General features: G+C 57.7%; 12 protein-coding genes and 1 other RNA gene. 11 read left to right on the top strand and 2 right to left on the bottom strand.

The window, feature by feature from the left end; all coding sequences use genetic code 11:
• Positions 1–65 precede the first annotated feature (65 nt).
• The 10 genes from JMF94_RS10980 (at position 66) to JMF94_RS10935 (ending at position 9026) form a co-directional block, all read left to right on the top strand.
• Positions 66–371 (top strand): DVU0150 family protein, encoded by a 306-nt coding sequence (locus JMF94_RS10980; protein WP_192112853.1) that lies wholly within the window; start codon positions 66–68, stop codon positions 369–371.
• 17 nt (positions 372–388) lie between these two features.
• Entirely contained in the window at positions 389–1453 is a 1065-nt protein-coding gene (locus tag JMF94_RS10975) for a sulfite exporter TauE/SafE family protein (protein WP_240825130.1), read from the top strand.
• A 13-nt stretch (positions 1454–1466) separates the two neighbouring features.
• A complete protein-coding gene (locus tag JMF94_RS10970) occupies positions 1467–2063 on the top strand; it encodes a DUF4881 domain-containing protein (protein ID WP_240825129.1) in 597 nt (198 codons plus the stop codon).
• Between the two features lie 93 nt (positions 2064–2156).
• On the top strand, positions 2157–2468 hold the full coding sequence (locus JMF94_RS10965; RefSeq protein ID WP_192112856.1) for a hypothetical protein: 312 nt from the start codon (positions 2157–2159) through the stop codon (positions 2466–2468).
• Between the two features lie 60 nt (positions 2469–2528).
• Positions 2529–3434 carry a hypothetical protein gene (locus JMF94_RS10960; RefSeq protein ID WP_240825128.1) on the top strand — a complete coding sequence of 302 codons (906 nt, stop codon included), beginning with the start codon at positions 2529–2531 and terminating at the stop codon, positions 3432–3434.
• Between the two features lie 169 nt (positions 3435–3603).
• Positions 3604–4116 carry a YchJ family protein gene (locus JMF94_RS10955; RefSeq protein WP_240825127.1) on the top strand — a complete coding sequence of 171 codons (513 nt, stop codon included), beginning with the start codon at positions 3604–3606 and terminating at the stop codon, positions 4114–4116.
• The gene (locus JMF94_RS10950; RefSeq protein ID WP_240825126.1) at positions 4116–4502 is read left to right on the top strand and encodes a hypothetical protein; all 387 of its coding nucleotides are present in this window, start codon (positions 4116–4118) and stop codon (positions 4500–4502) included. Before JMF94_RS10955 ends, JMF94_RS10950 begins: the two co-directional genes overlap by 1 nt.
• A 41-nt stretch (positions 4503–4543) precedes the next feature.
• Positions 4544–5884, top strand: coding sequence for a glucose-6-phosphate isomerase (locus tag JMF94_RS10945; RefSeq protein ID WP_240825125.1), 1341 nt, complete (start codon positions 4544–4546; stop codon positions 5882–5884).
• Positions 5885–6147: 263 nt separating this feature from the next.
• On the top strand, positions 6148–7638 hold the full coding sequence (locus tag JMF94_RS10940; protein WP_240825124.1) for an ATP-binding protein: 1491 nt from the start codon (positions 6148–6150) through the stop codon (positions 7636–7638).
• Between the two features lie 8 nt (positions 7639–7646).
• Positions 7647–9026: a sigma-54 dependent transcriptional regulator gene (locus JMF94_RS10935; RefSeq protein ID WP_192112861.1), complete on the top strand. Its 1380-nt coding sequence runs from the start codon at positions 7647–7649 to the stop codon at positions 9024–9026.
• Positions 9027–9606: 580 nt separating this feature from the next.
• On the opposite strand, the gene JMF94_RS10930 is transcribed toward JMF94_RS10935, so the two are convergent.
• Entirely contained in the window at positions 9607–10854 is a 1248-nt protein-coding gene (locus JMF94_RS10930; protein WP_346770019.1) for a malic enzyme-like NAD(P)-binding protein, read from the bottom strand.
• A gap of 336 nt (positions 10855–11190) precedes the next feature.
• Between JMF94_RS10930 and JMF94_RS10925 the strand changes: the two genes are divergently transcribed.
• A complete protein-coding gene (locus tag JMF94_RS10925) occupies positions 11191–11979 on the top strand; it encodes an FCD domain-containing protein (protein ID WP_240825122.1) in 789 nt (262 codons plus the stop codon).
• 145 nt (positions 11980–12124) lie between these two features.
• On the opposite strand, the gene ffs is transcribed toward JMF94_RS10925, so the two are convergent.
• Positions 12125–12210: signal recognition particle sRNA small type (gene ffs / locus JMF94_RS10920), an RNA gene on the bottom strand.
• Positions 12211–12235 lie beyond the last annotated feature (25 nt).

Here is a 12235-nt window from a genome sequence, read left to right as displayed (position 1 = left end):
GGGAGTCATCGCAACATGGGTAAGTGGTTGAAGTGGAGATGTCACATTTTGATGTGGAGGAAGTTATGAAAAGGATGCAGAGGCTCTGGACATGGCTTACAGGTTGCGCGCTGCTGGTTGCGGCATTGCCCGGCGCGGCCCTGGCTGCTGGCGGCGGCAAGGTTGCCAACGTTGTGGTGGTCGCCGATACGCGCAAGCTTGACGGCATACTGTACTGGTGGGCTGAAATGTACAATGAAAGCCACTTCTTTTTTGCCATTCTGACTATGGCCATTATCCCGGTTACAGGTTGCATACTGGGTTGGCTGGCGGATGTCGTCATGACGCACATCGGCATTGACCTCAAGCACCGCGAATTGTCCGAAAAGTAGTCGGAAGGAGGCAAGTTATGGAATGGTTGTATATTTTGATGCCCATTTCCGGCGTGTTCATTTTCTGGCCGGGCCTTGTCATTCTTGGTTTGGGCGTTGGCATTATCGGCGGCTTTTTCGGCATGGGCGGCGCCTGGATGGTTACCCCAGGTCTGAACATTCTTGGTTTCCCCATGGCCTTCGCCATTGGTACCGACGTGGCGCAGATGGCGGGTAAATCGCTTATCTCCACCATGCGGCACGGCAAGTTCGGCAACGTTGACTACGGCTTGGGCCTGACCATGCTGTTTGGTACCATCGTGGGCGTGGAAGTTGGCGCGCAGATGGTCATGTGGCTGGAACGCCTTGGTTCCGTCGACAAGGTTGTGCGCTGGTTGTACGTTGTCCTGCTTGTGCTGCTGGCATGGCTTGTATTTCACGATATCGCCGCTCGCCGCAGAAAGGAACGCGAAGCCAAGGCCCAGAACAAGGAACTTGATCACGCGGCAACTGGCGTTGACTGGGCCTCCCGCCTGCACGCCATCAAGATTCCGCCTGTGTTCCACTTCAAGCAGGCCAACATCACCTGCTCCGCATGGCTGCCCATCTTCGTCAGCTTCTTCACCGGCTGGCTGGCTGGTATCCTCGGCATCGGCGGCGGTCTTATCCGCATGCCCGCCCTGGTGTATCTTGTCGGCTGCCCCACCCATCTGGCGGTGGGTACGGACCTCTTTGAAGTCGCCATCTCCGGTCTCTACGGCACGGCTTCGTACGCATACAAGGGCCGCGTGGAACTGCTTGCCGCTCTCATCATGCTGTGCGGCGCGGCCATCGGCGCGCAGATCGGCGTTGTCGCCACCAAGTATGTAAAGGGTTACGGCATCCGCTTCGTGTTCGGCCTGGCCGTTATCGGCTGCCTCATCTCGGTTGTGTGCAAGCTGGTTGAAGCTGAATTCCCGGCATGGGGCTGGCTGCTTGGCCCGGCTGCTACGATCGACGTGCTCGGCTTCGTGTCGGCTATCTCCCTTTACATAACCGTCAAGATGGTACAGGGCGCCAAGGCGGAAATTGCCGCCAAGAAGAACCAGCCCGCGGCCAACTAGAAGGAGACCCGCCATGAAGATTCGTAACCTGATGCTTATGCTGGCGATGGCCTTCTCTGTTGCACTGCTCACCGGCTGCAACTTCGACGGAGGCGTGGAACAGGGACGCTGCGTGGCCTTTGATGCCACAGCCAAAACCCTCACCATTGTGGTGGACGTGACGCACGATCAGTTTAACCCGCACTACAGCGGCGGCACGCATACCTTCAAGCTGCCTGTGGAATCCAAAGACATGGGCCCGACCCCCAGCGTGGGTGGCCGCCTGATGATCGATCTGGTCAAGAACACCGTGCTTATCTATGACCAGAAGACCAACAGCGTGCGCGAACTGGCCGTGCAGTTCACCGATGTGGAAAAGAACGTCGGCTCCGACCATCCCAAGGTCAAGGGCAAGACCTTCCCCATTATCGACAAGGATCAGCAGACCGTCACCGTGTACTCTGGACGCCAGAAGTCTTTGATCACCTTCAAGATTCCTGCTGAAGCCCAGGATTACCCGGCCTATGTATGGACCGCTGGCGACGAAATGCGCATTGCCTACCGCAACGCCGACAAGGCCCAGTCCATGCGCATCATGAACGTGTCCAAGACCAACATCTTCAAGAAGTAAACCCCCAGGGTGCCTACCCCCACCCTGCGCGCCGGAGCGGTTCGCCCCGCTCCGGCGCACCTCGGGTGGACAAACACACTCAGGAGAGCATCAATGAACAGTTACCGTCAGACCCTCTATTCCAGCATAATCCGGGTTGCGGCCAACGCAGTCATGGTTGGCGCGATCTTTGTGGGCATGTATCAGTCGGCCCACAGTTCTGGGGCCTCGGAACTGGTGTTCTGCGCATGGTTTTTTGGCATCACGGTGCCTACGTGGGCAGGGGCCTTCTGGCTTACCAAAAAGGTGCGCCAGGTATATCCCGCCGAGTTTCAGAGCCTTGTGGAACTGCCGCGCCTCGGACAGCGGCTCGTAAGCTGGCACGTGGCCGAAACGTCCATGTGCCCCGTCATTGATCGCCGATAAACGGGAGCAGCAGCAATGTCGTGTGTCATGACCATACCACAGGCGGGCAGGAAGGAACCTATGGGGGAATTCATCAAAAGCCAGGGTTGGCAGAACTGCCTCCAGACCCGTGCCCGGCAGCGTTATTGGGGCGCTCTGTGCGCCCTGTTGCTGGGTTTTGCCCTGCTGGGGATACTTGACGGCCTGCAAGGCCTTGCAAGGTCTGGCGCGGATGTGATCGAATTGCTGCCCGGCGGCAGCGTGTCCATATCCGGGCCGCTGACCATCAAAAATCCCGTCAACAGCGACCTCAAGGCGCAATTTACCCCGGAAAATCCGGCCCTTTTTTATGATCTGGAAGGATTCTTTGCGGGATACTGGTTTGGCAACGGCATGTGGCGAGGCAGTGTGCGCGCCGATGCCGTGGCGGAACCCGGCAGTTACGGCCTGAAGGTTTCCTTCAGGGGGGCGGCTGCCAGCACCACGCAGCACTATACTGTTGTCGTGCATGCCGATGAAACCGCCATGCGGGCTGCGTCCACCTCGTATTTGCGCCGCATTACCGGCTATAACCCCTTTGTGCTGGCTGCGGGATGCTGCGGTCTGGCCCTGCTGGGCGGGGTTGTGGTGTTCAGGCTTGGCAGCAAGTACATACGCCAGCTGACAACCCTTGGCTGCGGAGAAATCGTGCGCGTGGAACAGAATGCTGACACTGCCGCGCAATCGCAATCCGACCACATCTGGTGCCTGCTGTACGGTCTGCGCGCGCCCGCAAAGGGAACGCCCTGCGCCGTTTATGATGCGCAAGGCATGCCCCTTGGCACCGCTCGCGCCCAAGAAGCAAAGAACGGTACGCTTGAACTGAATTTTGACTCAATCACAAGCCCGGCAACAGAAGCCGGTGCGAGCAATACCGCCGTTCGTCCTGGCTGTCTTGTCCAATTGCGGCCCCCAAGGCCGCTCTCTCCTCCGGTCACAGACAGATAAGGTCGTTCGGTCTCCTGCGGCATGCACTTGGCGCGTCACCTGTGCATGCCGCTTTTTTTTTGCCCGCCGCATTCATCCCGCCTTGCCGCTCTTGCCGCCTGCTTTGCCATAAGCTATGCTTATTGTGTTGCATATGCCCCCTGAGGGCTTAAACCAAGGCGGAATTTTCATGTCTCAACTTTGCCCCTGCGGCAGCGGCCAGTCTCTGGACCAATGCTGCGGCCCCCATATTGAAGGCGCGTCCTGGCCCCAGAACGCAGAAAGCCTCATGCGTTCGCGGTATTCGGCCTATGTGCTTGGCCGTCATCAGTGGCTTGTGGAAACCACGCATCCCGACTACCGGGAAAATGTGGACGCCGACAAACTGGCCGAGCAGACCAAGGATATCACCTGGCTGCGTCTTGATATTGCCGCGACAGAAAACGATGTTCCCGCCGGAGAACACGGCGAGCTTTTTGATGTTGTTGAATTTTATGCCTATTATGAACTGGAGGGCATCCCCCGCCAGTTGGGCGAGCGCAGCTTTTTTCAGCGCAAGGACGACAAGATTTATTATGTGGACGGCGTGGCCCTGCGGCCTGACGCTTACCGCAGGCAGGAACCCAAGGTGGGTCGTAATGATCCCTGCCCCTGCGGCAGCGGCAAAAAATACAAGAAATGCTGCGGGGCTTCCAAATCCTGATGACCACGGATGCCGAACGCGCAAAAAATTCCGGCAGGGGCAAGAATGGTTCTCTGACAGCCATCCGGCAGTTTTGTCTGGAGTGTCAGGGCGCGTCTGCCAAGGCGGTTCGCGCCTGCGCGGATGAAGAGTGCCCCCTTTGGGCCTGGCGGCTTGCCACGCTGGCGGGCGAGGAATGCCCCGCCCCGGCGGAACAAGCCGCGCGACAGGCCTTGCGGGCCATTCGCAGGCAGTGCATGGGCTGTGCTGGCGACAGGGTGGAGGTGCGCGCCTGTGCGGCTCGCGATGCCTGTGCCCTGTGGCATTGCCGGTTTGGCGTGCGTCCGCAGACATACAAGGCCGTGCGGCGGCGTTTTTTTGCTCCCAAACCCTTGCGACTTTTGTAATGCGCCACCAAGAACGCGGCGCAACACCACAGGAGGTATCCATGCCTCATTTGCTCGAATGGTCGAGAGCATATGCTCATCGCCTTGACGCTGGTTCTGCTGCGGCCCTGAAGGCGCGCGCGCCGGAAGTGGCCCAGAGGCTTCAGCGCGAGCTGGCATCCGGCGAGCTGCCCTTTATTTCCATGCCCTTCCGCGCCAAGCTGGAAGTGGAAATGGCCCCGCTGATTCCCCGCATCAAGGCCTACAAGCATATGCTGGTGCTGGGCATCGGCGGCTCTGCCCTTGGGGCGCGGGCCATGCAGCAGGCCTTTGCGCCGGGGCAGGACGGCCCCGGGCATCGCGGCCCGTGGCTCTGGATTGCGGACAATGTCTGCGCGGAGCGCTTTGAAGCCCTGCTCGGCAAGCTCAATCCCACGGAAACCGTGGTGGTGTGCATCAGTAAATCTGGCGGCACCATTGAGACTATCTCGCAGTATTTTCTTGTGCGCGATTGGCTTAAGGCCAGCGTGGGCGAGGGCTGGCAGGATCAGATGATCGTTGTCACCGACGAACGCAAGGGCTACCTGCGCGAAGAAGCAAACCGCTATGGGCTGACCGCCCTTGAAGTGCCGGATTATCTTGGCGGGCGCTATTCGGCCCTCTCTGCGGTGGGGCTTTTGCCTGCGGCCTTTTTGGGCATAGACTGGCAGGCCCTGCTGGACGGCGCAGCCGATGTTGCACGCCCCCTGCTGCAAAATCCGGAGCACGTGGCCGAGCATCCTTCGTTCGCCTTGGCCTGCTGGGCCAAGGCTCTGGAAGACAAGGGCTACAGCCAACTGATATTTTTCAGCTATATTCCGCAGTGGGCCGCCTACGGCGACTGGTTTGCCCAGCTTTGGGCCGAAAGCCTGGGCAAGGACGGGCAGGGCAGCCAGCCTGTGCCAGCGACCGGTGTGACGGATCAGCATTCCATCAACCAGATGTTTTTGAGCGGCCCGCGTAACAAGGGCTGCATTTTCCTGACCAGCTGCGACCAGGCACAGGGGCCCAATTTCGGCATGGATGTACCGGATCAGTGGGCCTGGCTGCGCGCCAAACCCTTTGGCAGCCTGCTTGAAGCCGAGGCCCTGGGAACCCGTATGGCCCTGTGCCAGAGCGGCGTACCCCTGCTGCATGTGGAAATGCACAACAAAGGCCCCCGCGCCGCTGGTTCGCTCATGCTGCTGCTTGAGGCGGCCACCCTGTTTACGGGCTGGCTCATGGGCATCAATCCGCTGGATCAACCCGCAGTGGAGCTGGGCAAATGCCTTGCCAACGCGCGGCTTGGGGCTGGCGGCTATGCGCAGGAAGAAGCAGATCTGGCGGAATACCTTGCCGTACCCAGAATGGAACAGAAGTTTTAAGCAAGTGAAGGACGCGGGACCGTTGCCAAGGGCAAAAAAACGGTATCCCGCGCTGGTTGCAACCCTTTGCCTGTGTGCCGAAATGTGCTTCAGGAATGGCGGTGGCCGTCAGGCGGCGGCTTTCGGATATGCCTGGGGTTTTTATAACCTGTCGCGTAGCGGCGGCTTTGCGGCGGGGCGTAGCGGTCGTTTTCCCTGCGCCCCGGCGGCGGTGGCAGAAGTGCCGCGCCGCCCGGAGCCGCCGCGCGCGCAAAGGCATTGTCATGTTCAGAAAAAAGCAGCGTAACGAAGCCTGCATCCGCCAGTGCGAGGATGCCTGCGCCCAGACCGTTGACGCGGATAGCGCGTTGCCAAGTTACGCCCGCACATTATCCTGGCTCTCGCTTGTGGTCATTTTGCTGACCAGCCTGGGGCTTTCTTTCTTCATTTCCAACTCTGCGCGCGAGACCCTGCTCACACGGCAGGAGAACTTTGCTCAGCAGCTTGTGGAAAATCTCAACAGCCAGATATTCCGCCGGTTCGCCTTGCCCACCTTGCTGGGCTACGGGCGTATCGCGCTGCGCCAGCCCGAACAGTATGACAGGCTGGATCAGGTGGTGAAGTCCGTCATTCACGGTTTGCCGGTCGAGCGGCTGCGTATTTATGATTTTTCGCGTCTGGTGGCATATTCCACCAAGAAGGAAGATCTGGGCCGCGCCGGGTTATCCCCGCCATATCTGGACGACATCCTGGGAGGTGGAGCGCCGAGGTCGGAAATCATCTCGACCATGCCGGGCTGGCAGGCTCCTTTCCGTGTGCCGTTGCAGGAAGGCTCGTTTGTGCTGCGCATTCTTTATCCCCTGCGCGGCGAACCCCTGCACCCAGGGGAGGAAGCGCCCATCATGGGCGCGCTGGAGCTCACGCAGGATATTACGGGCGACTATGAGCAGGTGCTGACGTTTCAGGGCATCATTGTTGTCATGTGTCTGCTTTCGTCTGTTATCATGTTTGGCCTGCTGCTCATGCTGATCCATCGGTCGGAGCGGGTGCTGGCGGCGCGCATGTATAAGAACCGGGTTCTTGAAAACCAGTTGCACAGCAATGAACGGCTGGTGAGCATGGGCAGGGTGGTGGCCAGCATCGCGCACGAAATCCGCAATCCGCTGGGTATCATCCGTTCAAGCGCCGAGCTGCTGCAACGCCGTACCGACAAGGCCGACGCCAGCACACGCCGTATTCTTGGGGCCATTTATGACGAGGCTGTTCGCCTTTCGCAGACAGTCAACGACTTTCTGGACTACGCCCGTCCCCGCCAGCCCAAGCAGGACGTTGTGGACGTGAATGTGGTGCTGGATCAGGTTCTGGCCTTTCTTGAAGGCGAGATGGGGCGCTTTGGCGTGGCGCTTGAGAGGCAGTGCGAGAGTGGGCTTTTTACACCCGGCGACAAGGATTTGCTGTACCGGGCTTTTTACAATATCCTTGTGAACGGCCAGCAGGCGATGGATGGGCCGGGCGTTGTGCGCATAAATGGGCGCATTGACGACAACGGCCACGTTTGCATTGAATTTCTTGATTCTGGCCCCGGTTTTGACCCCGCTACGCTACCTAACCTGCTGGATCCCTTTTTTACTACCAAGGATGGCGGCACAGGGCTTGGTTTGCCCATTGTGCAGTCGATCATCTCAAGCCACGGCGGTGTCATCAAGCTTGAAAACGGCCCCGAGGGCGGGGCGCTGGTGAGGGTTCTGCTGCCCAGAGCCCAAACTGGCGCATAGGATACATAATGAGTGAAAAAGCGCATCTTCTGATCATTGACGATGAAAAAAACTATCTGCTGGTTTTGCAAACCCTGCTTGAAGACGAGGGCTATGCAGTCACGGCCATCAGCGACCCTGAAACCGCATTGGCATTTCTGGACGAAAGCGAAGTGGACGTTATTGTGACCGACATGAAAATGCCCAAGGTCACAGGGCGCGAAGTGCTCGAGCGGGTTAAAAAGAACTGGCCGTACATTCCGGTGCTTATCATGACGGCCTTCGGCTCCATTGAAAGTGCCGTCGAGGTCATGCGCTACGGCGCATTTGACTACATCACCAAACCTTTTTCCAATGACGAACTGCTGCTTTCCATCCACAATGCCGTGGAGCTTTCGCGGGCGCACCGTCAGTACCGGTTGTTGCAGGAAGTCATGGAAGACCGCTACGGCGTCCACAAGATTGTGGGCCGCAGCAGGGCCATACGGGACGTTTTGCTCATGGTTGAGCGTGCTGCGCCCAGCCGCTCCACGGTGCTCATTACTGGTGAATCCGGTACGGGCAAGGAGCTGGTTGCCCGGGCCATCCACTATACCAGCCCCCGTAAGGACAAGCCCTTTGTGTCGGTGAACTGCATGGCTCTGAACCCCGGCGTGCTTGAGAGCGAGCTTTTCGGGCACGAAAAGGGGTCGTTCACGGGTGCTGTCGCCATGCGGCGCGGGCGCTTTGAGCAGGCAGACAGCGGCACCCTGTTTCTGGATGAAATTGCGGAGCTCACGCCTGACCTTCAGGTCAAGCTGCTTCGCGTCTTGCAGGAACGGCGTTTTGAACGCGTGGGCGGTGGCGAGGAAATTGAGGTGGATATTCGCGTGGTGGCGGCCACCAACAAGGATCTTGCCGCGCTGGTGGAGAAGGGGGCATTCCGCGATGACCTCTACTACCGCCTTAACGTTGTGCAGGTTCCCCTGCCGCCCCTGCGCGAGCGCAGGGAAGACATCCCCCTGCTTGTGGCGCACTTTGTAGAAAAGGTCTGCACAGACAATTCCATGCCGCCCAAGACCTTCAGCACGGAGGCGTTGAACTACCTCACGGGGTACGAGTGGCCGGGCAACATTCGCCAGCTTGAAAACGTGGTGGAAAGCTGCCTTGTGCTGGTGCCGGGCAATGTCATTGACGTGGACAATCTGCCCGCCGAGATCCGCGATGAAGAATCGCAGTTCAAAAGCGCGGTGGATCTGCTGCCTGTACAGCTTGATCTGGCTGATACGCTTGAAAAGATTGAAGCCGCGCTTATCCGCCGTGCCCTGGTGAGGGCGGAGCTTGTGCAGGTCAAGGCAGCAGAATATCTTGGAATTTCAAAAAGCCTGCTGCAATACAAGCTCAAAAAATATGGCATCACTGGTCATTAATTAGTTTTTGGGGCAGGGCAGGAGGCGAGCGTTTTTGTCTGCTTTGCTTTGGGAATTACAGCCAAAACACAGTTTTCGCAGACATGCTGTCTGTGTTTCAGCCCCTCCATCAATAGGAAAAACAGGGCGTCCTGGCTTCGGCTGAGGGCGCCTTTTTTATTTTTTTCATGCCTTGCTGAGTAGAAAAACTATTTAAATACCGCGATGGTATGTTGGGAAGAAAGGGGCGAAGATGCCAGACCTGTTGCAAATTTGCGTCAGAGGTCTTTACAGAAACGATAAATTTTTATAGGTTGAGCAACCAGTCAGTGATCTGGCGAATTATGAAATACATAGGGCCGCAGCAGGTAATTGCCCACAGGCATATTGCGTGGTATCACTTCTTAAAATGCTGTATTATCGACAGAACGAGTGATCAAACAGGGAGTTGTTTTTCCTGAATGTTTTTTCTGTCGAGGTTTAAACATGGCTCGTGCCGGATTTGCACTGCGCAGGATATTGGCCCGGAAGACAGGCAAAAAAAGGGCCGCGCTGCATGCGCGACCCCTTGAATGGTGATACCAGCCAGCGATCAGAAGTTTTACCCCCGGCGCTTGGCGAGACGCTTTCTGAGGTTTTCCGCCACATCGTCAGGATTCATGTGGACGCGGGCAATGCCGCTTTCCATGGCGGCCTTGGCTGTGGCAGCCGCCACCAGTGGAGCCACGTCCGGGTTCAGGGTCGAAGGAATGATCATGCTGGGGCTGAGCTCTTCAGGTTTGACGAGTTCGGCAAGGGCCGTGGCGGCAGCGATCTTCATGGCATCGTTGATGTCGGTGGCGCGTACGTCAATGGCGCCCCTGAAGATGCCGGGGAAGGCCAGCACGTTGTTGATCTGGTTGGGGCAGTCGGAGCGGCCCGTTGCCACCACTTTTGCGCCGCCATCAAAGGCGCGCTGCAGGGGCCAGATTTCGGGGATGGGATTTGCCTGGGCAAAAACAATGGGATCCTTGGCCATGCTGCGGATCATGTCTTCATTCAGGGAGTTGGGCGCGGAAACGCCAATAAAGACATCGGCGCCCTTGATGGCCTCGGCCAGACCGCCCTTGATCTTGTTGGGATTGGTGTGCTTGGCGATTTCATCCTTGTAGGGATTCATGCCTTCGGGGCGGCCCTGCCAGATAGCGCCTTTGGAATCGCACATGATGACGTTTTTGAGGCCCACGGCCATGAGCAGCTTGATGATGGCAATACCCGCAGCGCCAGCGCCGCTGGTGACAACGGTCACTTCATCAAGTTTTTTGCCAACAATTTTCAGAGCATTGATAAGACCGGCCAGGGTAACAACGGCGGTGCCGTGCTGGTCGTCATGGAAAATGGGGCCTTTGAAGATGCCGTTCTTTTTCAGGGTGTCTTCAATGACAAAGCATTCAGGGGCCTTGATGTCTTCAAGGTTCACGCCGCCAAAGGTCGGGGCCATGAGTTCAACCAGCTCCACGATCTTGCCGGTGTCCTTGGTGTCCACGCAGATGGGGAAGGCATCCACATCGCCAAAGGTTTTGAACAGCAGGGATTTGCCTTCCATAACGGGCATGGCAGCGGCAGCGCCGATGCTCCCAAGGCCAAGCACGGCAGTGCCGTTGGAAACGACGCAGACAAAGTTGGAGTGGTTTGTATAAACATCAAGCATTGCGGGATCTTTATGAATTTCCATGCAAGGCTCGGCAACGCCGGGCGAGTAGGCTAGGGTGAGGTCGTCGTTATCGCGCACAGGGGCTTTGACCCGAACCTCAATTTTCCCCTGATATTCCTTGTGCATGGCCAGGGCTTCTTCCCGCAGGTTCTTGATACGTGACATCACTTGCTCCTTCATCTGTTTGTCTGCCGTGACAGTGTAAAAAATGCGCCTGTGGGCGCTGGGCAGCCTCAGTTGAACATGCTCTCAAAAAAGTTTTTGGGCCAGCAACAATGTGGCATTGCGGGCAATAGCCGGAAGTAACCGGTCAGCCGCAGCATTTTGTGTCGGCCTTCTTGTATAAGTATACAGAAATTCATGGGGTAAGGAAATATCTTATGAAAATTTTGTAAAGGTTTATGGGATTACTGCTTTTTTGACTCATACAAATTCTTGTTTTTTCAAAAAGATGCGGCGTACCGCAGACCTCAAGGAGAAACGAATTTCGCCATGAATACCGAAAATTCGAAAAATATGGATGCCGATGCACAGGCCGGAAGAAAGCGCAGCATTCAGCGGCCCAGAGTGCACACTGAAGTGCTGAGTTGCCTGCTGGATGACATTCAGAGCGGCGTTTATCAGGTAGGGCAAAAGCTGCCCTCCGAGCGCGAGTTGATGGACGAGTTCGGCGTGGGCCGGCCTGCTGTGCGCGAAGCTCTTTCCGGTCTGGCGCGCATGGGCCTTATTGAGGTCTCGCCCGGCATGCGCGCCCGCGTGTGCCGCCTGACGCTCAAGCCCCTGCTGCGCGAGATGAGGGCTACACTCGAGATTTACTCCAGCTCGCCTGACGGCTGGCGTCAACTGCACGATCTGCGGCTCTTTTTTGAAACCGCCGTGGTGCGGCGCATGGCCCTTGAAATAACTGATGAGCAACTGACCCGCCTTGACGAGCAGCTGCAAAATCAGCGCAGATTGCTGGACGCATCGGAAATACGCGCTTTTGCCGAAGCGGATATTGATTTCCATCGCTATCTTGTGGAATGCATGGGCAACAACTTTCTCGGGCTTTTGGCCGAAGGCTTTGCCGGTTGGCTGATCACGCCTCTGTACGCCTCTTTGCAGGTGCGCAAGCAGAGCGAGCGTTCATACCGCGCCCACGTTGGCGTGTACGAAGCGCTCAAAAAGCGTGACCCAGACTTGGCGGAAAAGGCCATGCGCGCTCACCTGGACGAAATGCGCGGTATTTATCAGGTGGATGTGATGGTTGATGAGGACGAGCCGTCTAAGGACCAGAATTAGCAAGGCATCTGCCCGCATAACTGCAGCAGAACCGAAATTGCCGCTGTGCCCTCTGGGGGCGGCGGCAATTCCTTTTTGCAGGGTCTGTGATTGTCGCGATTTTTCAAGGACGCAAAAAACCGCAACGGGGTACCATTGCGGTTTTTTGTGGGCCGGACACCCGGCAACGTCTGTTGCCGCTGCTTCCTTTCGGACCTGACGGGGTTGGCAGTGCTGCCGCCGTCCGGCTTGGCAAGACACTTACCCGCAAAGAGGG

It is taken from the genome of Desulfovibrio sp. UIB00 (assembly GCF_022508225.1).
Lineage (GTDB): Bacteria > Desulfobacterota > Desulfovibrionia > Desulfovibrionales > Desulfovibrionaceae > Desulfovibrio.
The sequence above is the reverse complement of the archived record's forward strand: the minus strand, read 5'-3'. Positions and strand labels throughout refer to the sequence as shown.